Here is a 22,459-nt window from a genome sequence, read left to right as displayed (position 1 = left end):
AGCCTTCTCCAAAAGGCCGCGGCCAGTTTGGCCCTGTGGAAGTCGGGGATGAATCTCAAACCACTGGACTAGCTGGCGAAGCTGAGCATTGGTGACCCAGCGCCCGGCGAGCCGGGCTCGCTCCGGTAGCAGCGGCAATTTTTGCCGCTCGCACAGACCTGGAGAACTTCAATGACCAACGTGACGGCAAAACCGCCGACCAAGCTCGACAAACTCGAGAAGCTGCTCATCCGCAATAATGGCGCGAGCGTCGAAGAGATGATGAAGGCGACCGGCTGGCAGCAGCATTCGGTACGCGGGGCCATGGCCGGCGCGCTCAAGAAGAAGCGCGGCCTTGTGATCACGTCCGAGAAGCACGACGGCGTGCGTCGCTACAACGCGAGTGCGCCCGCATGAGCGCCGATCTGGAACAGCTGATGGGCGAGCTGGAGCAGTTGGATATCGATGGGCTGCGATTGATCTGGAAGGAGCGCTATGGCGCACCTCCAACCCTGCGCTCGGAGCCGATCATGCGCATGCTGCTAAGCTGGCGTATCCAAGCCGAGGCCCTTGGCGGTCTTGATGACAAGTCGCGCAAGGCATTGGCGCGCAGCGGACCGGTCGAGGCCGAGGGCAAGCATCTGGGTATCGGCGCCACGCTGAGGCGCAACTGGAGGGGCCGCGAGGTCGTCGTCGCGGTCGAGGAGGACGGCTTCCGCTGGGGCGACCGGCTGTTTCCCAGCCTCTCGGCCGCTGCCACCGCGATTGCCGGAAGCCGCTGGAACGGTCCGCGTTTCTTCGGCCTGCGAAGCAGCTGATGGCAGAGAAAGCGAAGCAGCTGCGCTGCGCGATCTACACGCGCAAAAGCTCCGAGGAAGGCCTCGACCAGTCGTTCAACAGTCTCGATGCCCAGCGCGCCGCAAGCGAGGCCTATGTGCTGAGCCAAGCGAGCGAGGGTTGGCTATTGCTGCCCGACCATTACGATGATGGCGGCTTTTCTGGCGGGACCATGGAAAGGCCCGGCCTGAAGACTCTCCTGGCCGATATCGAGCTTGGCAAGGTCGATGTGGTCGTGGTCTACAAGATCGACCGCCTGACCCGGTCGCTTGCGGACTTCGCACGGATCGTCGAGATTTTCGAAGGTGCCGATTGCAGCTTCGTCTCGGTGACCCAGTCGTTCAACACCACCGGCTCGATGGGCAAGCTCATACTTAACGTGCTCCTGTCATTCGCCCAGTTCGAACGCGAGGTCACCGGCGAACGCATCCGCGACAAGATTGCCGCATCCAAGAAGCGCGGGATGTGGATGGGGGGTATACCGCCGCTCGGTTATGACATTCCGGCAGAAGGCAGCCGCAAGCTTCAGATAAATCCGGCAGAGGCGCGTCTGGTCAGGCAGATCTTCGAGCGCTATCTCGCGCTGGGTTCGGTGCATGCGTTGCAGCGCGAACTCACCAGACAGGGTAAGGTCTCGAAGAGCTGGACCACGCGAAAAGGCAAGGCGATGGGCGGCCTGCCTTACAACCGCGGAGCGCTGTTCCATCTACTGCGCAACCATATCTATCTCGGCAAAATCGTCCACAAGGACGAAGTCTACGAAGGCGAGCATGATGCCATCGTCGACGAGGTTCTATTCGAGCAGGTACAGCGTCACCTCAACGGGAATGCCAGGCGGCACCGGGCAACGTCGAACAAACGCATGGTCAAGGCGCCGCTCACCGGAAAGCTGTTCGATGCCGCCGGGGAGCCGATGAGCCCGACATTCTCGCGCGGCAAGGCGGGACGCAGCTATCGCTATTACGTGTCGGCCTCGTTGCAGCAAGGCAGCAGTAAAACCGATGATGACGCCGTCCGCCGGCTTCCCGCTCCGGCGCTTGAGCAAGTGGTCGGCGAGGCTTGCGCGCGGTGGGTGCCGGAGCACAAGCAACCGGTCGCCGCCGCAAACTCCGTCCGGATTGCAGAACAAGGTCTGCTGATCGAACTGCGCGACGTTACCGTAGCGCAGGTCGCAGCGCGGCTATCGGACGAGGAGCGATTGGTTCACAGCACCCGGCGCGAATGCACTATCCTTTTGCCGCTGGCCCTGCCGATCCGCGGCGGGCGTAGGCGGATCGAGCCCACCGGCAAACACGTCGCGCGCCCCGACCCGGTACTGATCGCTGCTCTGCGTAAGGCGCATTCCATGCTTGAGCTAGAGCGCGGCAGTCCAACGATCGCGGCAGCTCCGGTATCGCAATATGATCGTAAGGTTCTGCGGCTTGCCTTTCTCGCGTCGGACATTCAGCGCGCTATCCTCGAAGGGAAGCAGCCGCGCGGGCTTACTCTCGAGCGCCTCAAGAAAATGACCATCCCGCTGTCCTGGTCCAAGCAGCATGAAGCGTTGGGATTTTAAGCGACCACCGCTCCCTGTTCTGGCGATTAACAGGCCTGTTATCGTCGATAAGCCACCCTGTTATGTCGAATTAATACCCTGTTATGGCGAATAACAGGGAAACGTCATATTCGTTGCCGTAACCTCCTGCTATTGCGTGATTTTCTCTAGCGCGATTCGTCTTACAACGCGTGAATCCGCCTGTTCTGGCCCTGAAATTTATGTTTTTCCCTGTTTCTTCCCTGAAATGCAGGGAAACCGCACCGATCCTCTTCGGTGCAGAGACCCCGCGCCAAAATGGTGCCTGATATCGGCGAAGAGACCGTCTGAATGATCTCGCTATGACGGAACTGGCCGCGCAACCCAGCCTGTTCTGCGGCTTTGCGCCTCGCCCCTGATAACAGAGACAAGTGCTGGGGGTGGGTGGCGGAGCAGGAGGGATTCGAACCCTCGATACGGGGTTGCCGTATACACACTTTCCAGGCGTGCGCCTTCGACCACTCGGCCACTGCTCCGCGTCGCCCATGCGGCGGGAGGCGTGCCATTAGCGGCGCTCCGTTGAAGGCGCAAGGCATGCGCTCTACATCGACGCGATGGATAGACGCACGATCGGCACGGCCTGCTCCAACAAGGAGATGGAAGCGATGGGGCGCGGCGTGATTGCGCAGCTTCCCGAACAGTTCCGCGAGCACCTAGGCGATATCGTGTTAAGAGTGGAAGATCTGGCCGACGACGCCACGTTGCGCGAGGTCGAACTGACGCATCCCTACGAGCTGACCGGCATCTACGAAGGCATCCCGCTGGGCGAAAAATCGATCGATTCGCCGCAGCACATGCCCGACCGCATCCGCCTGTTCCGCCTCCCCATCCTCGCCGAATGGGCCGAACGCGGAAACGAGACGCTCGAACATCTGGTCGCGCATGTCGTCATTCACGAGATCGGCCATCATTTCGGGCTCAGCGACGACGATATGCACGCGCTGGAAGACCAGGTCCGCTGACCCGGCGCGAAACTTCCCCGCCCCTTCATGCATTGGGACGCAAGAAGGGGAAATCGATGTCGCATTGTCTGAAGCTGCTTTTTGCCGCTCTGCTCGCCTGTCTGGCGCTGCCTGCTGCCGCCCAATCCGGAAGGGATGTTGCGCAAGGGTCCGAAGCCTATGTGTACGAGGTCGACAGCCTGCAGAACGGCGCAGGCGCGCCCGGCGCACCGCTCGATCTGGAAACCCCGATGGGCCTGCTGGAGAGTTTCATGGCCGCCGGGCGGGCCGACGACTGGGCGCGGGCCGCGGCGGGGATCGATTTCACCGATGTCGAAACCCAAGTCGACGGCGTCTCGCGGGAACGCGTCGCCGCCGAACTCTACGATCTGCTGAACCGCTCTGTCTCGTTCAGCACAAGCGCGCTGCCCGATCGCCCCGACGCGGTCGATACGCAGACCAGCAGCAAGGATCCGATGGCCGGGGTCGCGCGACGCTCGATCACGCTCGGGCGGCTCGAACTGCCCGGGCGCAGTGTGCCGATCCGCATTGCCCGCGTGCGCGCGCCGGGTGGAGAGCCGCTCTGGGTCTTCAGTCGCCAGACCGCTGCCAACGTGCCGGCGCTCTACGATCGCTTCGGTCCGACCAAGTTCGAGAAGTCGCTCCCCCCTGCGCTGCGCCAGCAGGCGTTCTGGACGCTCGCCTGGTGGGAAGTGATCGCGCTGCCCCTGATCCTGATCGCCGCCGCCCTCGCCGCCGCCTTGACCTATCTGGCCGTGCGCCGGGTGCGAAAAAAGTTCGCCGAAGACGGATTGTGGGAGACGGTCCTCCAGGCGCTGCACCTTCCCGTCACCTTATTGGCATTTGCGGGAACGTTCGCCATCGTGCGGGCGACCTTCTTCCGCCTCTCGGGTCCCGTGAAGGACCTGCTCGACCCGCTGCAATTGCTGCTCGTGATTGCTGCGGTGGTGGGTATCCTCCTCTCGATCCTGGGTCGGATTTTCGACTTCGCGACCGAGAAGCGCACCAGGGAACTCGAAGCACCCGGCAATAACGAGGACCGCGCCTTTTATACCAAGCTGAGCGCCATCCGGCGGATCGTGACGGCCGTGCTGATGCTCGCGGCGGTGGGTTTCCTGCTGGTGGCGAGCGATCTCAATTCCACGCTTGGTTTCTCGATCATCGCCTCGGCCGGGGTGATCGGTCTGGTGCTGGTTTTCGCAGCGCGACAAGTCCTCGGCGACATGATGGCCAGCGTCCAGATCGCCTTCGCCCAGACCGCCAAGATCGGCGACGCCGTCTATTTCAATGACCAGTGGTGCTATGTCGAAAAGATCGGCTTCACCCATTTGCGGCTGCGCACCTGGGACGAGAAGCGCGTCATCGCACCGGTGGCCGACTTCGTCGGTTCGTGCTTCGAAAACTGGACCAAGCGCGATCCCAGCCTGATGATGCATGTCGAACTCGAACTGGACAATCGCGCCGATGTCGAGGCGTTGCGGGGGCCGTTTCGCAGCTTCGTCGAAAACGACGAGGACGTGATCGATCCAGATGATGCGAGCGTGCAAGTGGTCGGTCAAAGCGCGAAAGCGATGGTCGTCCGCTTCATGGCCCGCGCCGAGGACCCCAAATGCGGATGGACAATGCATTGCCGCCTGCGCGAGCACATGCTGAAGGAAGCCGCGAGGCTCGACGCGGCATCGGATCGTGAACCCGCCCCCGCCTTCCTCGCCCGCGAGCGCGAAGTGAGGATGGACATGACCGCCGAGGAGGACGCTGCCTGACGCTTGCCTTTCGCGCGACCGGTGGCAGGGTGCAGTGATGACCAAGCACCTCCTTGCCGCCGCCGCGCTGATCGCGCTTGCCTCCCCCTCGTTCGCGCAGGACGAGGAGCAGACCGCGCCCTCTCCGAACGAAATCATCGCCGCCGCGCCTTCCAGCGCCTGGATCGCGATCGATCCGGAAGATCTGGTGGTGATGCGCCTCGCGCCCGATCGCGACGGCAACGACCGCACGGTGGTGATGCAGCTGATGCCAGCGCCCTTCAGCCAGGGCTGGATCGAGAACATCCGCACCCTCGCCCGCGCGAAATACTGGGACGGCAGCATGGTGCTGCGGGTGCAGGACAATTACGTCGTCCAGTGGGGCCAGCCCGATCCGGAAATGGGTGTGGAGCCGAAGCCAGTGCCAGCGGGGCTGAATGTGGTGCCGGAGAGCGATTTTGTCGCGACAGGCCTTCTTTCGATTCCTGATCCGCGAGGCCGACCGCGGTTTAACTACACATTGGGAGCAATCATGATGCGCCTTGCGATGACAGCGGCGGATGGTGGCATCCAATTGCCGGAAGAGTTCGCCGATTACGATCCCGATGAGGACGAATTGCCTAAGCTTCCCGGTCCACAGATCGGTGACCAATACGCCTCATTTGCGAGTATCTGGAACGGTTGGCCAATCGCGGGCGCATTAGGTGGCGAAGAGAATTCGTTCTGGCCCATCCACTGCTACGGCATGGTCGGCGTGGGGCGGAACATGTCGCCCGATACCGGAGACGGATCGCAGCTCTATACCGTGATCGGCCATGCCCCGCGCCATCTCGATCGCAATATCGCGCTGGTCGGTCGGATTATCAGCGGGATCGAGCATCTCTCCAGCCTGCCGCGCGGCAAGGGTCCGCTCGGCTTTTACGAAGACGCGGAAAAGCGCGTGCCGATCGAATGGGTGCGCGTCGCCAGCGACCTGCCCGAGGGCGAGCGCCCGGCCTTCGAATATTTCGACACTGCGACCGAAGACTTCGCGCGTTACGCAGACGCTCGCGCCAATCGCCGTGACCCGTTCTTCAACGTCCCCGCCGGGGGTGCCGATGTCTGCAACATCCCGGTGCCGGTGCGCGCGGTTGCCGGTGACTGACACCATCGCCCACACCGCGCCCCTGCGGCGCTGGCAGGGCGATCGCGGAACCTATCACATGCTCACGATCGACGGCGACTGCGCCGACGCGATCGCAATGCACGAGCGGCTGCACCGGCTGGAGTTCGGCGCGCGCCGAGGTTTCGGATCGGTCAAATGCATGGCGCGGATCGGCGAGACCGAGTGGAAAACCTCGGTCTTCCCATCCAAATCGGGAGACTGGTGGCTGTTGGTCGGCAAGAAGGTAATGCGATCAGAGGACCTGGCCGTCGACGATCCAGTCGCTGTGACACTCAACCTTCTGTGACGCCTGCCTGGGCCTAGAGTCGCTCCACCTGCGCCACGGCATCGCTGGCGCGCAGTGCCGACATGATCCGCGTCAGATGCGCCAGATCCTGCACTTCGATATCGACCGTGTAGCTGCCGAACGGATGCTCGCGCTCGATCAACTCCATGCGGCGGATATTGGCGGTGTTACGGGCCAGGACGCCGGTGATATCGGCCAGCGTGCCGGGGCGGTTGTAGACTTCCATACACAGGCGCACCGGCGCGCCGGACGAATATTCGCCCCATGACAGGTCGAGCCAGTCTTCATCGATTCCCTCGGCCAATTCATCGCAATCGATCCGGTGGACGATCACCGGCCCTTTCCTGCTGTCGCCGCCCTTCTCGAGCAGGCCGACAATCCGCTCGCCCGGTACGGGATGGCAGCAAGGCCCGAGCTTGAAAGGGCGGCCTGGCGTCAGCCCCTTGATCGAGATCGCCCCGTCGCGCACCGGGCCCGCCGGACGATTGGGCAGGTCGGCGGTCGATCCGGGGATCAACGCTTCCATCACCTCGCGATCGTCGAGCCGCGCGGTGCCGATCGCAGCCATCAGCTCCTCCTCGTCGCGCAACTGGAGCCGCTCGACCGCTTCCTTGATCGCCTTGCGCCCGATCTTGGCGGGCATGCCTGCGACGATATCCTCGAACAGCTGGCGGCCCACTTCGGCATGCTCGGCCCGCTCCTTGGCCCGCAGCCCGCGCCGGATGGCCGAACGCGCCTTGCCGGTGACGACATGCCCCAGCCACGACAATTGCGGCTCGGAGGATTGGGCGCGGATGATCTCGACCACGTCACCATTGTTGAGCACCGTGCGCAGCGGTACGTGCCGCCCGTTGATCTTCGCGCCGACGGTCTGGTCGCCCAGATCGGTGTGGACGGCATAGGCAAAGTCGACCGGGGTTGCGCCCTTGGGCAACTGGAACAGCGCGCCCTTGGGCGTGAAGGCGAATATCCGGTCCTGGTATATCGCCAGCTTGGTGTGTTCGAGCAGTTCTTCAGGATCGTGGCTCGCATCGACGATCTCGATCAGGTCGCGCAGCCAGCCGACCTGCCCGTCGGCGTGATCATGCTGCTTGTAGGCCCAGTGCGACGCGAGGCCGAACTGGTTCATACGGTGCATCTCGGTAGTCCGGATCTGCACCTCCACCCGCATCGAATTCTCGTAGATCAGCGAGGTGTGCAGGCTGCGATAGCCGTTGTTCTTGGGCGTGGAGATGTAGTCCTTGAACTTGCCCGGAATGAACTGCCACACGGTGTGGAGCACCCCCATGGCACGGTAGCAATCCTCGACGCTGTCGGTCACCACGCGGAACGCGAAGATGTCGGTCACCTTCTCGAACGGCAGGTGGCGCTCGGCCATTTTTTTCCAGATCGAATAGGGCTGCTTCTCGCGCCCATTGACCTCGACCCTCAGCCCCGCTTCGGCCAGTGCCTGCTTGATCGCCAGCGCGATCGCATCGACCTGGCCGCTTGCCTCGCTGCGGATTTCGGCAAGCCGCGCCGTAATCGTGGCATAGGCCTCGGGCTCTAGCTGTTCGAATGCCAGCGCCTGCATCTCGCGCATATATTCGTACATGCCGACCCGCTCGGCCAGCGGAGCGTAGATATCCATCGTCTCGCGCGCGATGCGGCGGCGCTTTTCCGGGTTTTTGATGTAGTGGAGCGTGCGCATGTTGTGCAGCCGGTCGCCCAGCTTCACGAGCAGCACGCGAATATCCTCGCTCATCGCGAGCAGGAACTTGCGCAGGTTTTCCGCCGCGCGCTCGTTCTCGGGCATCTGCTCGATCTTCGAAAGCTTGGTCACGCCGTCGACCAGCCGCGCGACCTGCGGCCCGAACGTGTTCTCGATATCCTCGATCGTGACGAGTGTATCCTCGACCGTATCGTGCAGCAGCGCGGTAACGATGGTTTCCTGGTCGAGCTTGAGGTCGGTCATCAACCCCGCGACTTCGACCGGATGGCTGAAATACGGATCGCCGCTCGCGCGCTTTTGCGTACCGTGCTTCTGCACGGTGTAGACATAGGCGCGATTGAGCATTGCCTCATCGGCATCGGGGTCATATTCCTTGACCCGTTCAACTAGTTCGTACTGGCGCAGCATCGTTTTTGAATGTGTGGTGCGGCGGACTATTGCGCAAGCGCGAAATGCCGATCGGCATCGCTGCCGACCGGCATCCACCGCGCCAAAAGGAGCGCGCAGTGATCAATCGGCGATCAGGATGACGGGTATTCTCATCGCGCTCGCAGACCGTTGCGGGAACGGTGTGCCCGACGAGTCTGCCGAATTATACGGACGAAACCTGACCCTCGCTCTGGGCGAGCTCGCGGAGGAAGCCCGCGCTGTCTTCGAGCCGCATCGCCACGCGCAGCACATCGCGGCTCCCGCCGAACAAGGTGGGGATCGAGACGGGGCTCGAAAGCTCGAGGCAAACATTCGGCGCCGAGAGGATCGCAGTGTCGAGCGTGTCCTTGCGCTTCCTCAGATCGGCGTCGAAGGAGGGCGCCACACGCGCGATGGCGTCACGCGGGATTACCGCATCGACCATCGCGCCAGAGCGAACCCGCAGCGTCGCGTCGTCGAGCAGGACCGGCTTGATCCGGAAGCTCTTCATCAATGCGATGAGCCACAACACCCCGCCCACGCTCACGGCGAGCAGGATCCAGGCCACCAGCGGATTCCACATCATCACGAAGAAATGGACCAGCGCCAGTTCGCAGACCTGCAAGGCGAGCAGCGTGGCGATCATCGGATTGAGGTAGCGATGGTAGGAAAACGCGAGCGCGCCATGGGGCACATCTGGCGGTGCGTTCCAGCGGAACAGCGCAAGATGCATCATGCCGAGTTCGGTCACGATGAGATGCGCAAGCCGGTGCGGCACGACTTGGCCCAGCGCCGCTTCGGCCGATCGTTCGCGGCGATAGAACGAAATGGCCCTAATGCCGCTCCAGGCGAAATAGGCGACGACCGTGAGCCCCAGGGCAGCAAGCAGCGGCGGCATCGCAAATATGGCAGCGCGCACCGGGGCGGCGGCTCCCAGCAAGATGACGACGCTCGCCGCCGCGAATGCCCCCAGCAAGGCGCGCACTCCCGGGCGCTTTTCAGGAGCCTTCGCAATCGTGCTCAAGGCGAGGCTATCGGCAACGATCCAGGCAAACAGCAGCGCACCGATCGTAGCGTTGGCGGCCGCCCAGTCGCTGAAGGTCAGCGCCCGTGCAATTCCAATCGCGAAAACCGGGAGAAGGATCGTGGCGAAGCGGCGAGCAGCCGGGGCGAGAGCGATGGCCATGGCGCCGTTCTAGCCCAACCGCGCGAAACTCGCCAATGTCGCCGCGCGCACAGATGGTGCGCGCGGCGCAATATTGCTTCGATCAGCCTTCCTTGCCGATGAGCGCATCGATACCCCCGCGGGTTACGGCGTGATAGCCCGGGCGCGTCTTCTTGTAGGTGTGGCGTGCGATTGCCCGGCCCCATTCGCCCTGGTCCCAAAGCACGGTGAAGAGCGGGCGCACGAACTTGGCGCGGCCGATGCGGGCGAGGAAATCCTCCGCCTGCGGGACGGCGGGTTCGTAACGATTGGCCAGCGCCAGTTCGAGCCACAGGAACAGCTCTTCATTGTTGCCGCTCTGGTCGAGCTTGAGCGTGTCGTTGAGCGTTGCGAGCTGTTCGGCAGTGCGCTTCTTCGGGATATTGTCGAGGAAACGCTGGCGTTCTGCGCTGGTCCACTCGGTCCAGTTCTTGGGCAGCGTACCGTTCTTCGCATAGGCGTTCACGGCGTTGTCTACGTCGGCGAAAGCCTTGGGATCGGGCTTGGCCACGTTCGACGGCAGGCCGGGCTCGTAGATCCATTCGCGCAGCATCAGGCGCTTGGCTTCGTCTTCATCGCGTACGAGGTTCTTTTCCATGTCGGCCAGCAGCATCGCGCTGGTGGCGGGCTGGAAGGCGTGATTGTCGAACCATTGGCGCAGCCACGCGTCGAACCGCTCACGCCCGACGATGTTCTCCACCGTGCGGAGGAAGTAGGAGCCCTTGTCGTATGCGATCGCACTGCCGACCAGGTCTTCCTTGCCATCGGTGTGCAGCGCGGTCCCGGGCGCATCCTCGCCGACATCGGCCAGCGTTTCCTCGATATTGGCATAGGCGAGCGCGGCTTCCTGCTCGGCACGCTTCTTGCCGTACACCGCTTCGACGATGCGGTTTTCGAAATAGGAGGTCACGCCTTCATTGAGCCAGCCATCGCCCCACACCGCATTGGTGACGAGGTTGCCCGACCAGCTATGCGCCAGTTCGTGCGCGATTAGACCATTGTTCGATTTGTCGCCCGCGATGAAGGTCGGCGTGAGGAACGTCATCACCGGGTTTTCCATGCCGCCATAGGGGAAGGCCGGCGGAAGGACGATCATGTCGTAGCGGCCCCAGCGATAGGGACCGTAAAGGGCCTCGGCTGCTTCGACGAGCTGCTCGGTATCGGAGAGTTCCTCTGCCGCACGATCGAGCACGGCGGGTTCCGCCCATACGCCGGTGCGGGGCCCGAGCTCGCGGAAATCGATATCGCCCGCCGCGATCGCGATCAGATAGGGCGCGACCGGCTTGTCCATTTCGAATGTAAAGGCGCGCTTGTTGCCATCCACATCCTCGACTTCGCCGACCTTCAAGCCGCTCATCACCACGTCGAGCGGCTTGGGGGCGACGATGCGCGCCTTCCAGGTCTGGCGAATTCCGGGGCTGTCCTGCGTCGGGATCCAGGTGCGGTTGAGGATCGCCTGGCCCTGGCTAAAGAGATACGGGTATTCGCCACCTGCCGTCTGTTCGGGGCTCAGCCATTGCAGCGCGTCGGCATCCTTGGCGCTGTAGGCGATCTTGATCTGCCGCGCGTCGCCGATCTGGATCGTGAGCGGGCGGCCCTTGCCCTCGACGGCTTCGCCGAGCTCGTATTTCAGCGGTTTGCCCTTACCATCGGTGATCGAGCGGACCGTGTAGCCATCATTGTCGAGGATGATTTCCTTGGCGCCATCGGCGGCCTGGACATCGAGCACGGCCTCGCCTTCGACCGACTGGTCTTCGAAGTTCAGTTCGACGTCGAGATCGACATGCGTCACTCGCGCGACCTGGGGCTGAGCGAAGGTCTGGTCGTCGATTGCATCTTCGCTGGTCAGGATCGGCGCTACCTGCGGGGCCTCGTCGCTCACGGCCTTCTGGTTGTTGACGGTGCATCCGCCGGTGGCGAGCGCGATCGTGGCGACGGAAAGGGAAAGGGCGAAGGGGAGAATACGCAAGACAGGTCTCCGATTGCGGGGAGGATTCGGTCGAAATGGAAAGGCGGGTTACAGCATCGCGCATCGTTTCGCACGGCCCGTTTGCCAAACCTGAACGACACGCTATTGTGAACGTTAACAACAAAATTCGTCGGGGAGAGAGTTATGATGGGAAGAAACATGGCGATCGGCCTCGCCACAATGCTGGCAGCAGGTTGTGCAACGGCAGATGTCGCACCGGTGCGTGTCGACGGGGCCACCGGACGGACGGTGATCTTCGAGGACAATTTCGACAATGGCGCACTCGACCGATCCAAATGGAACGCCATCGGCCCCGATTTCTGGGTCAATAACGAGCAGCAGGCCTATTTCGACAGCCCCGAAACGATCCTATTCGAAGACGGTATGGACGGCGCGGATGGCGGCGTACTGGTGCTCAAGCCGGTGTGGAAGCCGGGCATGGACACCAATGCCGAACGCGAAGCCGATTTCATCTCCGGCCGCCTCAATACCCGCGACAATTTCGATTTCACCCATGGCCGCGCCGAAGCGCGCATCCGCATGCCAGATAATGTCGGGGCCTGGCCGGCCTTCTGGCTGCTCGGCAACGGAGCCTGGCCCTACACCGGCGAAATCGACATCATGGAATATGTCGGCGACAAGAGCTGGACCGCCGTTGCGATCCACGGGCCCGGCTATTCGGGCGACACCCCGATCGTGAAACGCCGGACCTTCCCTGCGGGACAGGACGTGACCGGTTGGCACACCTACGGCGTCGAGTGGACCGGCGACAGCATCGCCTTCGATGTCGATGGCGACGTGTTCTACACCGTCAGCCGCAAGGACATCGAGCAATATGGCGAATGGCGCTTCGATACGCCGAAATTCCTGATCCTCAATTTCGCCGTCGGCGGCGTCTATCCGCAGAAGGTGTTCAATATCGAAGAGCCGTATTTCGGACTCCCGCAGGACACCGTCGACGCGATCAAGCGCGGCGAGGTGCAGATGGAAGTCGATTGGGTGAGAGTCTACGCTCTGGAGTGAGGCTTGCGTTTTGCGCAATATCAAATGCGCAGGCTCCTCTAGCCCCTAAAGCTCAAGGAGCGTAGGACCGGTCCATGTTCGATGGACTCGACGCACTGGTGCTCGCACGCATCCAGTTCGCCTTCACGGTGAGCTTCCACTTCATCTTTCCGGCGTTTTCGATCGGATTGGCGAGCTTTCTCGCAGTGCTCGAAGGGCTCTGGCTCAAGACCGGCAAGCAGCTCTATCTCGACCTGTTCAAATACTGGCTGAAGATCTTCGCGATCGCGTTTGCCATGGGCGTGGTGAGCGGGATCGTGATGTCCTACCAGTTCGGGACCAACTGGTCGGTCTTCTCCGACGTCGCGGGACCGGTGATCGGCCCGCTGATGGCGTATGAAGTGCTGACCGCGTTCTTCCTCGAGGCAGGCTTCCTCGGCGTGATGCTGTTCGGGATGGAGCGGGTCGGCAAGAAGCTGCACTTCGCGGCGACGCTGATGGTCGCGGTCGGCACCTTCATCTCCGCCTTCTGGATCCTCAGCGTCAACAGCTGGATGCAAACCCCAACCGGATACGAGATCGGCGCCAACGGACAGTTCCTGCCAGGCGACAGCTGGTGGACGATCGTCTTCAACCCAAGTTTTCCCTACCGCCTCGTCCACACCGTGCTCGCGGCCTATCTGACCACCGCTTTCGTGGTCGGCGGTGTAGGCGCATGGCACCTGCTCAAGGACAGCGCCAACGCCCATGCGCGCAAGATGTTCTCGATGGCGATGTGGATGGCCGCGCTGGTCGTGCCGGTCCAGATCTTCGCGGGTGACATGCACGGGCTCAACACGCTCGAGCACCAGCCGCAGAAGGTCATGGCGATGGAGGGTCATTTCGAAAGCCATCCCAACGGTGCGCCGCTGATCCTGTTCGGCATCCCCGACAGTGCCGAGAAACGCGTCAAATACGCGATCGAGATTCCCAAGGCATCCTCGCTGATCCTCAAGCACGATCTCAATGCGCCGCTCGCCGGGCTCGACACGATCCCCGATGACGAGGAACCGCCGGTCGGGATCGTGTTCTGGAGCTTCCGCATCATGGTCGGGCTCGGTTTCCTGATGCTTGGCGTTGGCGTCTGGAGCCTACTCGCGCGGTGGCGCGGCAAGCTCTACCAATGGCCCTGGCTGCATCGCGCCGCGCTCGTGATGGGGCCTTCGGGCTTCGTCGCGGTGATCGCGGGATGGATTACGACCGAGGTCGGTCGCCAACCCTATGTGGTCTACAATCTCCTGCGAACGGCCGATGCCGCCAGCCCGCTCGACGCGCCTGCGGTCGCGACATCGCTGCTGGCGTTCGTGCTGGTCTATTTCACCGTGTTCGGCGCGGGCGTGTGGTACATCCTGCACCTGATGCGCAAATCTCCGCATACGGGCGAATACGGCGTCAAACGCGGCGACAAGGGGCCGATCCGCACCGCCGGCATCACGCCCGGCCCGACCCAGGACCCGTCCGACCAAAGCCGTCGCGATCTGTCCGGCAGCAAGCATGAGCCGGAGGACAGGCCATGACCGGGAGCTTCGGAGACCTGACCACGATCTGGGCGTTCATCATTGCCTTCGCCGTGTTCGCCTACGTCGTGATGGACGGGTTCGATCTAGGTATCGGAATCCTTTTCCCGACCTTCGAAGTCGGGCCCGAGCGCGATCGGGCGATGAACTCGATCGCGCCCGTCTGGGATGGCAACGAGACCTGGCTGGTGCTGGGCGGCGGCGGGCTCTTCGCCGCCTTCCCGCTCGCCTATGCCGTGATCCTGCCCGCGACCTATCCGCTGATCACCGCCATGCTGCTCGGGCTCGTCTTCCGCGGCGTGGCATTCGAGTACCGCTGGCGCGATCCCAACCACCGTCGTTACTGGGACGCCGCGTTCACGGGCGGCTCACTGGTCGCCGCGATGGCGCAAGGCATGACGCTGGGTGCATTGCTGCAGGGGATCGAGGTGGTCGATCGCGCCTATGCCGGTAGCTGGTTCGACTGGTTCACACCCTACACGCTGCTCACCGGCCTCGGCACCGTGGCGGGTTATGCGCTGCTCGGCGCGACGTGGCTGGTGTGGAAACTCGACGGCGAAAGCCAGGACCATGCCCGCACCCTCGCCAAGCGCGCGGCCTGGGCTACGCTGGTGCTGATGGCGGGGGTGAGCCTCTACAACGTCTTCCTCAATGCCGACTATGCGGCCCGCTGGCTGACGGCACCGGAAATCTACTTCGCCGCCCCTGTTCCGATCCTGACCGGGCTGATCGCAGTGGCGCTGCTTCGCGCCCTTTCGGTAGCGCGACACAGCAAGCCGTTCTGGCTTTCGATCGCGCTGTTCTTCTTCGGGATGGCAGGGCTCGGCGTGACGATCTGGCCCAATGTCGTCCCGCCCGGCATCACGATCTGGGATGCCGCCGCGCCCGAACGCAGCCAGATCTTCATGTTGATTGGCGTTGCGATCACCATGCCGCTGATCCTCGCCTACACCGCCTGGGCCTATTGGGTGTTCCGCGGCAAGGTCGGCCACGAAGGGTACCATTGATGGCAGCGCGTCCGGCACTCAAGCAGCAAAGCGACAGCGCAGGCGACGACGCTCCTCTGTGGAAGCGCCTTGGATGGATGGCGCTGATCTGGGCCGGCAGCGTCATCGCGCTGGGCGCAGTGGCGTGGGTGCTGCGGCTGTGGATCGCCTAATCTGCGTGGAGCGCGGCGAAAGCTTCGATCCGGTCGACACGGCCTGAAACCACCAGCACATCGTCGGGCAGAATCAGCGTGTCGGGCACGGCGTGGATGAAATCCTCGTCCTCGCGCTTCACCCCGATCACGGTAACGTCGTACTTTTCCCGGCAGGCGCTCAACTCGAGCGGCAGTCCGGCGATCGCTTCCGGCGCTGCGAGTTTCGCGATCGCGAACTCGTCTCCGAAGCTGATGAAATCGAGCAGCCGCTCATTGAGCAGGCGGGCCACGCGTTCGCCCATCCGCTCTTCGGGGAACACGACATGATGTGCGCCGGTCCGCTCAAGGATACGGCCATGTTTCTCGTTGACGGCCTTGGCCCAGATATTGGGGACGCCGAGATCCGATAGGGCGAGCACGGCCAGCACGCTCGCTTCGATATCACTGCCGATTCCGACGACAGCCGAGGTGAAGCTGCGCGCGCCCATCTTTTCCAGGCAGACGGTATCGGTGCAATCGGCCTCAACCACCTGCGTCAGGTCCTGGGCATATTCCTGGACCAGCGTGGCGGACCTGTCCGCCCCCAGCACTTCGTGCCCCATTCGCTCGAGCGTGCGCGCGACCGATCCGCCGAAGCGTCCGAGACCGATCACGAGAACGGGATTGCGCGTATCAGCCGACAATGGGATTCTCCTCTGGATGCCGGAACGGGCGAGGCTCCGCCCCCAGCGCCAACGCGGTTGCGACCGTAATGGTCCCGACGCGGCCGACGAACATCAGAACGCACAAAACCAATTGCGCACTGACAGGCAAATCGGCGGTGATGCCGGTCGATAGACCGACCGTGGAAAAGGCCGAGATCGCTTCGAACAGCACGCGCTCCATCGGCAAGTCGGATACGGCGAGAATGAACATCGATGCCGCGATGATCAGCGTGGAAGCAGCGAAGAACACCGTCAGCGCCTGACGCTCGATGCCCGCACCGAAACGGCGCTGGAACAGGCCGGCATCGCGGCGCCCGCCGACTTCGGACAGCACCACCGCGGCCAGCACGAAGAAGGTGGTGATCTTGATTCCGCCCGCAGTCCCGGCACTCCCGCCGCCGATGAACATCAGCACGTAGTTCCACAACAGCGTCTCGCTGTTGAAAGCACCGACATCGAGGCTGTTGAACCCCGCCGTGCGCGGCATGACCGAGTGGAAGGCCGCATTGAGCAGCTTGGCCCCAACTCCCATTGGCCCGAGCGTATCGGGATTGGACCACTCGCTGGCGAGGATCACGACGAAGCCCAACGCGACCAGCACCAGAGTGCCCGTTACGGTGATCTTCGTGTGCAAGGTCCATTTGCGCCAGCGCAGCCCATTGGCGCGCAAATCCTGCATGACCGGGAAGCCGAGGGCCGTGATCACCACCGCGAGCATGATCGGGCCGAGGAATACCCCGTCGTGCTGGAAACCCATCACGCTGTCCGAATAGCTCGAAAAGCCGGCATTGTTGAACGCGCTGACCGAATGGAACACGCCGTGCCACAGCGCATCGCGAAAGCCGTAATCGTAGGCCAGCATCAATCGCGCCACCAGGATGGCGGCAACCAGGCCTTCCACCAGCAGCGTGATCTTGAGGACCAGCATCAGCACCGAGCGTGCATCCCCGCCCGAAAGGCGGTTGCGCTCGACCTCGGTCGCCATCCGGTCGCGCAGTCCGAAACCGCGCCCCGCCATCAGCCCGAAGATCGTCGCCGCGGTCATGATGCCGAAGCCGCCGATCTGGAACAGCAACAGGATCACCAGCTTGCCGAAGGGAGACCAGTAGGTCGCGGTATCGACGACGATGAGGCCGGTCACCGCAACCGCCGAAGTCGAGGTGAAGAGAGCGGTGGTAAGCGTCGTCCCGTTGCCGTCGACGGTGGCGAAGGGCAGCATCAGCAGCGCCGTGCCCAAAGCGATCGCGGCTGCGAAAAGCAGCGGAATCAGCCGGACCGGATTGCGCAGCGCACCCATGCAGCGCCGATCAGCTCCAGACGGCTTCCGGCGGCAGGCTCATGAGGATGGCGTCGATATTGCCGCCGGTCTTCAGGCCGAACAGTGTGCCGCGGTCGTAGACCAGGTTGAATTCGGCGTACCGCCCGCGCCATTCGAGCTGGGTCAGTTTGTCCGCAGGCGTGAACTCACTCTCCATCCGGCGGCGGACCAGCCTGGGAAAAATGTCGAGGAAGGTCTCGCCCACATCGCGGGTGAAAGCGAAATGGCGTTCGAACGCCGCCTCGTTTTCGCATTCGAGGTGATCGTAGAAGATACCCCCGACCCCGCGGTGGACCTGACGGTGGGGAATGTAGAAGTAATCGTCGGCCCACTTCTTGAAACGTTCGTAATAAGTCGGGTTGTGCGCGGCGCAGGCCGCGCGCAGCCGGGCGTGAAAATCCTCGGTATCTTCGGCATAGGCGATCGGCGGATTGAGGTCCGCGCCGCCACCGAACCAGGCCGCCTGCGTGGTCAGGAACCGCGTGTTCATATGGACCGCCGGGACATGCGGATTGGCCATGTGGGCAACCAGGCTGATCCCGGTCGCCGTGAAGCCGGGATTGTCCGTACTCGCGCCGTTCACTTGGCCGGCGAATTCGGGCGAGAACGAACCCTTCACCGTCGACACGTTGACGCCGACCTTTTCGAACACCTTGCCTTTCATCAGACCGCGCGTGCCGCCGCCCGGATCGGGATTGCCGTCCTCTTCGCGCTGCCAGGGCGTGTATTCGAAAGCGGCGTCCGAATCCGCCTCGCGTTCGATCGCTTCGAATTCGGCGCAGATGCGATCCCGCAGGGTTTCGAACCATGTGCGGGCTTGCTCGGTCTGCTGGGTCCAGTCGGTCATGCGAGAGGCCTTGCCATTGCGCGGGGCCTGCGGCAATAGCCTCGCATGGTTCCCCTTTCGTTCGCAGATGAAGAATGGCTACTGTGCGAGAGCCGTACGCTGTACTGGCCGCGCGAGAATGCGCTGCTGGTGGCAGACCTGCATCTCGAAAAAGCGAGCTGGTATGCGCAAGCATCGGGCCAGATGCTGCCGCCCTACGACAGCCGCGAAACGCTCGAGCGACTCGCTGCGGCCATCCGCCAGACGGGCGCGCGGCGAATCATCACGCTGGGCGACAATTTTCACGACGACGACGGCCCGACCCGGCTCGAGCCGCATGCCAAGGGCATGCTAGCCGCCCTCACCCGCGCAACCGACTGGGTCTGGATCACCGGCAATCACGACGAGCAGCTCGATCCGGCGATCGGCGGAACGGTCGCCGAAGAACTCGAGATCGGCGGCGTGGTGCTGCGCCACCAGGCGATGGCAGGCGAAACGCGGCCCGAATTGTCAGGCCACTACCATCCCAAGCTGCGTCTATGGGCGAGGGGACGGCATATCGCCCGGCCTTGCGCCGTTCTTGCCGCAAATGACCATGGCGGGTCGCGCATGATCATGCCGGCTTTCGGCGCGCTCACCGGCGGAATGGATGCAGGCGATCCTGCCATCCTAGACGCACTCCAGCCCGCCGACCGGATCGAGGCGCTGGTGCCCGCGGCGGGCAAGCTGGCGCGCTTCGCCCTTTGGCAAGCCGCGGCCTGATCGCCACGTTTGCGACTTTTTCGCCCTCGAAACTAATGCGACCCTTTCGCGTTTAACCTTTAGGCCCTATCTAGCGCCCATAAATCGCCATAATTCCGGTCGCCAAGCGGCCACCGCAACAGGAGACTACACATAGCCCGCCCACCGCGCCGTTCCCTTCAGCCGCCCGTCAAAAGCGGCCCGCGCTACGACAATTTCATTCAATCGCCCAAGGTTCGCGTTATCGACGATCAGGGCGAAAATCTCGGGGTCATGTACACCCGGGAAGCGATCGAGCAGGCCCAGGAACAGGGGTTGAACCTCGTCGAGGTATCGCCCAACGCCGATCCGCCGGTGTGCAAGTTCCTCGATATCGGCCGCTATCGCTACGAAGCGCAGAAGAAGGCAAACGCGCAACGCAAGACGCAGAAGACCCAGGACATTAAAGAGGTCAAAATGCGTCCCAACATCGATACGCACGATTACGACGTGAAGATGCGTAACGTGAACAAGTTCATCGACAATGGGGACAAGGTGAAGGTCACGCTGCGCTTCCGTGGTCGTGAAATGGCGCACCAGCAGCTTGGCATGGACCTGCTCAACCGCGTCCGCGACGACGTGGAAGAGACCGCCAAGGTCGAACAGTTCCCGCGCCTCGAAGGCCGCCAGATGCTGATGGTTCTGGCCCCCAAGTAAGCGATTGGTGGCGGCGTCCTGATTCGTGCCTTGTGCCGGATCGGACGCCACCACCCACTTCTCTCCCAACCCCTACCAATCCGATGCGCCGACCGCGCACGATAGCGCATGCCTGCACGATGGCCTGACAGTCAGGCCGGGTGTGCGGACCAGTTGAAAGCACGCCAAGCCGCGACTAAACGCGTTCGCGCAAGTGGTGATCGGAGGAGAAGCGTTCCTGCGGAGGTTAGGAACGGGCGCCCCGAATGCCCCATCCGCTCCCGCCTTCCTGGGAGCGCGATCATAGGAAGGATGCTCGCCCCATGAGCGACAACGACATCGACCCCACCACGCCGCGCAAGAACCCGCATGCCGAAGTCAAGACGATCGGCGGACGCGAACTGAAACCCAGCACGCTGATGATGGGTCATGGCTACGATCCGACGCTGTCGGAAGGCTCGCTCAAAGCGCCGATCTTCCTCACCAGCACCTTCGCGTTCGAAAGCGCGGCCGCCGGCAAGCGCCATTTCGAAGGCATCACCGGCAAGCGCCCGGGCGGCGCCGACGGGCTCGTCTATTCGCGCTTCAACGCGCCCAATCAGGAAATCCTCGAGGATCGTCTCGCCGTGTGGGATGGTGCGGAAGACGCACTGTCCTTCTCCAGCGGGATGACCGCGATCTGCGTGCTGATGATGGCCTATGCCGACAAGGGCGACGTGATCGTCCATTCCGGGCCGCTCTACGCTGCGAGCGAGGGCTTCGTTGCCAAGGTGCTCTCGCGCTGGGGCATCACCTATGTCGATTTCCCCGCCGGCGCCACGCGCGAGAAGATCGACGAAGTGCTCGAAAAAGCCAAGGCCCAAGCCGACGAGAATGGCGGCAAGGTCTGCATGGTCTATCTCGAAAGCCCGGGTAATCCGACCAACGCCCTGGTCGATATCGAAGCCGTGCGTGCAGCACACGATGCTGCCGGGCTCGATTGCCCGATTGCGATCGACAACACGTTCCTAGGGCCGCTGTGGCAGCGTCCGCTCGACCACGGTGCCGACGTGGTCTGCTATTCGCTGACCAAGTATGTCGGCGGCCATTCCGATCTCGTTGCGGGCTCGATCGCCGGTGCGAAGAAATGGCTCGATCCGGTTCGCTCGCTGCGCAACACGATGGGCGGGATCACCGATCCCCACACTGCGTGGATGCTGCTGCGTTCGCTCGAAACGGTCGAGCTCCGGATGCAGCGTGCAGGCGAGAATGCGGCCAAGGTTTGCGATTTCTTCGCCGAGCACCCCAAGGTCGAAGGGCTGGGCTATCTCGGCATGATCAAGGACGAGCGCCAGCAGGACATCTATGATCGCCACTGCCTCGGTGCCGGGTCGACCTTCTCGCTCCTGCTCAAGGGCGGCGAGGCCGAGTGCTTCCGTTTCCTCGATGCGCTGAAGATCGCCAAACTGGCGGTCAGCCTCGGCGGAACCGAGACGCTGGCCAGCCACCCGGCCAGCATGACGCACCTCTCGGTCGCCGAAGGTCGCCGGGCCGAACTCGGCATTTCGGACAATCTCGTGCGCATTTCGATCGGCATCGAAGATGCGGACGATCTGATCGCCGATTTCGAACAAGCGCTCGAGAGCGTGTAGTTCATCGGATTCGACTTGCCGAATGGTGGGGCGGGTAGCTACGCCCCACCGCACACCAACGACGAAAAACCAGGACAGAAAAAGATGGTCGTGCTCCGGAAATCCAGCCTTCTCGCAAGCGTTGCCATGTGCGGCGCTCTGCTTCTTGCCTCGTGCGGCGACGACGACAACGCACCGACGCCAACACCGACCGATTCGCCGACCCCGTCGCCTACTCCGACCGAGACGCCGACGCCTACGGCCACCGATTTCGATTTTGCGAAAGACTTCGAAGCGTCGGTGTCGAACACCTCGTATATCTATGCCTATTTCACCCCTGCCGGTGAAGCGGAGGTGTTCAACGGGAGTTCGAGGTTCACCGGATTGGGCTCGGTCAATTATGCCGCATCGCCCAATACCGTGGCCTATTCCGCTCCGGACAGCACCGAGATCCGCAATTTCGCAGCTGCCGATCTGGAGAGTGCTGCGGCAGACATCAGAACCTATCGCAAAGGCGCTGAAGGTCTGGTGATGGAATTGCCGTTCGAGCATATTTTGCGCGTATCGTATGAACGCGTCGATGCCTATGTGCGGGAAACGGTGGCAGGTGATTTGCGGAGCAACCGCGTTACGCTGTTCTTCAATTCGGTCACCACGAGCGACGCAATCACGACCAACCTTTCCTACACAGGATCCGCGCAAGTTGTCGGTGGCAAGCCGGGGGAGACCGCGCCTGAAACCTATAGCTCGCCCACTGCCACTCTGACGGTTGCTGCAAGCGATAAAAAGGTGAGCGGCACGATCCAGATCGTGACGGTTTCAGGAGGGACGACGACGGTCGTCGCAGAAATTCCGATCTCGGCAACGCTAACGGATAAAAACGTCTTGAGCGGCGATATCAAAGACACCGCCAGAGGCTTCACGGGCAAATATATCGGCTCACTCGCTGGCCCGAACCGTGAGGAAGCGTTCGTAATTTTCGAGCTCATCCACACCGACGGGCGCAGGTTGCTGGGCTCGTTTATCGCAAACTGATCGAGTGGCGCGGCG

The 22,459-nt window shown here is 62.8% G+C and carries 21 protein-coding genes and 1 tRNA gene; 15 read left to right on the top strand and 7 right to left on the bottom strand.

All coding sequences use genetic code 11. From position 1 onward, the window contains the following. Positions 1 to 171 precede the first annotated feature (171 nt). Genes GRI68_RS00365 through GRI68_RS00355 form a run of 3 tightly spaced genes read left to right on the top strand, consistent with a single transcriptional unit; the run spans position 172 to position 2,371 of the window. On the top strand, positions 172 to 396 hold the full coding sequence (locus GRI68_RS00365; RefSeq protein WP_160615172.1) for a DUF3489 domain-containing protein: 225 nt from the start codon (positions 172 to 174) through the stop codon (positions 394 to 396). Beyond that, positions 393 to 797: a DUF2924 domain-containing protein gene (locus GRI68_RS00360; protein WP_160615171.1), complete on the top strand. Its 405-nt coding sequence runs from the start codon at positions 393 to 395 to the stop codon at positions 795 to 797. Before GRI68_RS00365 ends, GRI68_RS00360 begins: the two co-directional genes overlap by 4 nt. Continuing rightward, positions 797 to 2,371 carry a recombinase family protein gene (locus tag GRI68_RS00355; protein ID WP_160615170.1) on the top strand — a complete coding sequence of 525 codons (1,575 nt, stop codon included), beginning with the start codon at positions 797 to 799 and terminating at the stop codon, positions 2,369 to 2,371. The genes GRI68_RS00360 and GRI68_RS00355 overlap by 1 nt, the downstream gene beginning before the upstream one ends. Before the next feature lie 403 nt (positions 2,372 to 2,774). Here GRI68_RS00355 and GRI68_RS00350 read toward each other — a convergent pair. Next, positions 2,775 to 2,865 (bottom strand) — tRNA-Ser (locus tag GRI68_RS00350). A gap of 78 nt (positions 2,866 to 2,943) precedes the next feature. Here GRI68_RS00350 and GRI68_RS00345 point away from each other — a divergent pair. Genes GRI68_RS00345 through GRI68_RS00330 form a run of 4 tightly spaced genes read left to right on the top strand, consistent with a single transcriptional unit; the run spans position 2,944 to position 6,544 of the window. After that, the gene (locus GRI68_RS00345) at positions 2,944 to 3,351 is read left to right on the top strand and encodes a metallopeptidase family protein (protein ID WP_160615169.1); all 408 of its coding nucleotides are present in this window, start codon (positions 2,944 to 2,946) and stop codon (positions 3,349 to 3,351) included. 56 nt (positions 3,352 to 3,407) lie between these two features. After that, positions 3,408 to 5,114 (top strand): mechanosensitive ion channel family protein, encoded by a 1,707-nt coding sequence (locus GRI68_RS00340; protein ID WP_160615168.1) that lies wholly within the window; start codon positions 3,408 to 3,410, stop codon positions 5,112 to 5,114. A gap of 37 nt (positions 5,115 to 5,151) precedes the next feature. Next, entirely contained in the window at positions 5,152 to 6,237 is a 1,086-nt protein-coding gene (locus GRI68_RS00335) for a peptidylprolyl isomerase (RefSeq protein WP_160615167.1), read from the top strand. Beyond that, complete coding sequence (locus tag GRI68_RS00330; protein ID WP_160615166.1) at positions 6,230 to 6,544, top strand: DUF1905 domain-containing protein; 315 nt, start codon at positions 6,230 to 6,232, stop codon at positions 6,542 to 6,544. Before GRI68_RS00335 ends, GRI68_RS00330 begins: the two co-directional genes overlap by 8 nt. 13 nt (positions 6,545 to 6,557) lie before the next feature. Here the strand turns inward: GRI68_RS00330 and GRI68_RS00325 are convergent, their stop codons facing one another. The 3 genes from GRI68_RS00325 to GRI68_RS00315 all read right to left on the bottom strand — a co-directional run bounded on the left by GRI68_RS00325 (position 6,558) and on the right by GRI68_RS00315 (position 11,836). After that, positions 6,558 to 8,663 (bottom strand): RelA/SpoT family protein, encoded by a 2,106-nt coding sequence (locus GRI68_RS00325; protein ID WP_160615165.1) that lies wholly within the window; start codon positions 8,661 to 8,663, stop codon positions 6,558 to 6,560. A 184-nt stretch (positions 8,664 to 8,847) separates the two neighbouring features. Next, the gene (locus tag GRI68_RS00320) at positions 8,848 to 9,849 is read right to left on the bottom strand and encodes a hypothetical protein (protein ID WP_160615164.1); all 1,002 of its coding nucleotides are present in this window, start codon (positions 9,847 to 9,849) and stop codon (positions 8,848 to 8,850) included. A gap of 82 nt (positions 9,850 to 9,931) precedes the next feature. Continuing rightward, the gene (locus GRI68_RS00315; RefSeq protein WP_199799680.1) at positions 9,932 to 11,836 is read right to left on the bottom strand and encodes a M1 family metallopeptidase; all 1,905 of its coding nucleotides are present in this window, start codon (positions 11,834 to 11,836) and stop codon (positions 9,932 to 9,934) included. 144 nt (positions 11,837 to 11,980) lie between these two features. Between GRI68_RS00315 and GRI68_RS00310 the strand changes: the two genes are divergently transcribed. The 4 genes from GRI68_RS00310 to GRI68_RS00295 all read left to right on the top strand — a co-directional run bounded on the left by GRI68_RS00310 (position 11,981) and on the right by GRI68_RS00295 (position 15,553). After that, entirely contained in the window at positions 11,981 to 12,859 is an 879-nt protein-coding gene (locus GRI68_RS00310) for a glycoside hydrolase family 16 protein (RefSeq protein WP_160615163.1), read from the top strand. Positions 12,860 to 12,933: 74 nt separating this feature from the next. After that, entirely contained in the window at positions 12,934 to 14,394 is a 1,461-nt protein-coding gene (locus GRI68_RS00305) for a cytochrome ubiquinol oxidase subunit I (protein ID WP_160615162.1), read from the top strand. Next, a complete protein-coding gene (cydB, locus tag GRI68_RS00300) occupies positions 14,391 to 15,401 on the top strand; it encodes a cytochrome d ubiquinol oxidase subunit II (RefSeq protein WP_160615161.1) in 1,011 nt (336 codons plus the stop codon). Before GRI68_RS00305 ends, cydB begins: the two co-directional genes overlap by 4 nt. Next, positions 15,401 to 15,553 carry a DUF2474 domain-containing protein gene (locus GRI68_RS00295; protein ID WP_160615160.1) on the top strand — a complete coding sequence of 51 codons (153 nt, stop codon included), beginning with the start codon at positions 15,401 to 15,403 and terminating at the stop codon, positions 15,551 to 15,553. Before cydB ends, GRI68_RS00295 begins: the two co-directional genes overlap by 1 nt. Here GRI68_RS00295 and GRI68_RS00290 read toward each other — a convergent pair. From GRI68_RS00290 to hemF, 3 genes are read right to left on the bottom strand one after another with little or no spacing between them, the layout of a single operon-like run. Continuing rightward, the gene (locus GRI68_RS00290; protein ID WP_160615159.1) at positions 15,550 to 16,218 is read right to left on the bottom strand and encodes a potassium channel family protein; all 669 of its coding nucleotides are present in this window, start codon (positions 16,216 to 16,218) and stop codon (positions 15,550 to 15,552) included. The two genes, GRI68_RS00295 and GRI68_RS00290, sit on opposite strands and share 4 nt — an antisense overlap. Next, positions 16,208 to 17,536 carry a TrkH family potassium uptake protein gene (locus GRI68_RS00285; RefSeq protein ID WP_160615158.1) on the bottom strand — a complete coding sequence of 443 codons (1,329 nt, stop codon included), beginning with the start codon at positions 17,534 to 17,536 and terminating at the stop codon, positions 16,208 to 16,210. The genes GRI68_RS00290 and GRI68_RS00285 overlap by 11 nt, the downstream gene beginning before the upstream one ends. A 10-nt stretch (positions 17,537 to 17,546) precedes the next feature. Further along, on the bottom strand, positions 17,547 to 18,404 hold the full coding sequence (gene hemF, locus GRI68_RS00280) for an oxygen-dependent coproporphyrinogen oxidase (protein ID WP_160615157.1): 858 nt from the start codon (positions 18,402 to 18,404) through the stop codon (positions 17,547 to 17,549). Positions 18,405 to 18,449: 45 nt separating this feature from the next. Here hemF and pdeM point away from each other — a divergent pair, with 45 nt between their 5' ends. The 4 genes from pdeM (at position 18,450) to GRI68_RS13565 (ending at position 22,444) form a co-directional block, all read left to right on the top strand. Next, on the top strand, positions 18,450 to 19,145 hold the full coding sequence (gene pdeM / locus GRI68_RS00275) for a ligase-associated DNA damage response endonuclease PdeM (protein ID WP_160615156.1): 696 nt from the start codon (positions 18,450 to 18,452) through the stop codon (positions 19,143 to 19,145). Positions 19,146 to 19,277: 132 nt separating this feature from the next. Then, positions 19,278 to 19,820 (top strand): translation initiation factor IF-3, encoded by a 543-nt coding sequence (gene infC / locus GRI68_RS00270; protein WP_160617768.1) that lies wholly within the window; start codon positions 19,278 to 19,280, stop codon positions 19,818 to 19,820. Positions 19,821 to 20,122: 302 nt separating this feature from the next. Continuing rightward, on the top strand, positions 20,123 to 21,430 hold the full coding sequence (locus tag GRI68_RS00265) for a cystathionine gamma-synthase family protein (protein ID WP_160615155.1): 1,308 nt from the start codon (positions 20,123 to 20,125) through the stop codon (positions 21,428 to 21,430). 84 nt (positions 21,431 to 21,514) lie between these two features. After that, on the top strand, positions 21,515 to 22,444 hold the full coding sequence (locus tag GRI68_RS13565; RefSeq protein ID WP_199799679.1) for a hypothetical protein: 930 nt from the start codon (positions 21,515 to 21,517) through the stop codon (positions 22,442 to 22,444). Positions 22,445 to 22,459: the final 15 nt, after the last annotated feature.

It is taken from the genome of Alteriqipengyuania halimionae (genome assembly GCF_009827575.1).
GTDB lineage: Bacteria > Pseudomonadota > Alphaproteobacteria > Sphingomonadales > Sphingomonadaceae > Alteriqipengyuania_A > Alteriqipengyuania_A halimionae.
Note: the sequence above shows the minus strand (reverse complement) of the source record. Positions and strands in the feature narration are given on the sequence as shown.

Bases quoted from the DNA above. Each gene is read 5' to 3' on its own strand.
- GRI68_RS00310 (WP_160615163.1), top strand. From the start codon at position 11,981: ATGATGGGAAGAAACATGGCGATCGGCCTCGCCACAATGCTGGCAGCA.
- GRI68_RS00355 (WP_160615170.1), top strand. From the start codon at position 797: ATGGCAGAGAAAGCGAAGCAGCTGCGCTGCGCGATCTACACGCGCAAA.
- GRI68_RS00320 (WP_160615164.1), bottom strand. From the start codon at position 9,849: ATGGCCATCGCTCTCGCCCCGGCTGCTCGCCGCTTCGCCACGATCCTT.
- hemF (WP_160615157.1), bottom strand. From the start codon at position 18,404: ATGACCGACTGGACCCAGCAGACCGAGCAAGCCCGCACATGGTTCGAA.
- GRI68_RS13565 (WP_199799679.1), top strand. From the start codon at position 21,515: ATGGTCGTGCTCCGGAAATCCAGCCTTCTCGCAAGCGTTGCCATGTGC.
- GRI68_RS00340 (WP_160615168.1), top strand. From the start codon at position 3,408: ATGTCGCATTGTCTGAAGCTGCTTTTTGCCGCTCTGCTCGCCTGTCTG.
- GRI68_RS00295 (WP_160615160.1), top strand. From the start codon at position 15,401: ATGGCAGCGCGTCCGGCACTCAAGCAGCAAAGCGACAGCGCAGGCGAC.
- cydB (WP_160615161.1), top strand. From the start codon at position 14,391: ATGACCGGGAGCTTCGGAGACCTGACCACGATCTGGGCGTTCATCATT.
- GRI68_RS00360 (WP_160615171.1), top strand. From the start codon at position 393: ATGAGCGCCGATCTGGAACAGCTGATGGGCGAGCTGGAGCAGTTGGAT.
- GRI68_RS00335 (WP_160615167.1), top strand. From the start codon at position 5,152: ATGACCAAGCACCTCCTTGCCGCCGCCGCGCTGATCGCGCTTGCCTCC.
- GRI68_RS00265 (WP_160615155.1), top strand. From the start codon at position 20,123: ATGAGCGACAACGACATCGACCCCACCACGCCGCGCAAGAACCCGCAT.
- GRI68_RS00325 (WP_160615165.1), bottom strand. From the start codon at position 8,663: ATGCTGCGCCAGTACGAACTAGTTGAACGGGTCAAGGAATATGACCCC.
- GRI68_RS00365 (WP_160615172.1), top strand. From the start codon at position 172: ATGACCAACGTGACGGCAAAACCGCCGACCAAGCTCGACAAACTCGAG.
- GRI68_RS00285 (WP_160615158.1), bottom strand. From the start codon at position 17,536: ATGGGTGCGCTGCGCAATCCGGTCCGGCTGATTCCGCTGCTTTTCGCA.
- pdeM (WP_160615156.1), top strand. From the start codon at position 18,450: ATGGTTCCCCTTTCGTTCGCAGATGAAGAATGGCTACTGTGCGAGAGC.
- GRI68_RS00305 (WP_160615162.1), top strand. From the start codon at position 12,934: ATGTTCGATGGACTCGACGCACTGGTGCTCGCACGCATCCAGTTCGCC.
- GRI68_RS00345 (WP_160615169.1), top strand. From the start codon at position 2,944: ATGGATAGACGCACGATCGGCACGGCCTGCTCCAACAAGGAGATGGAA.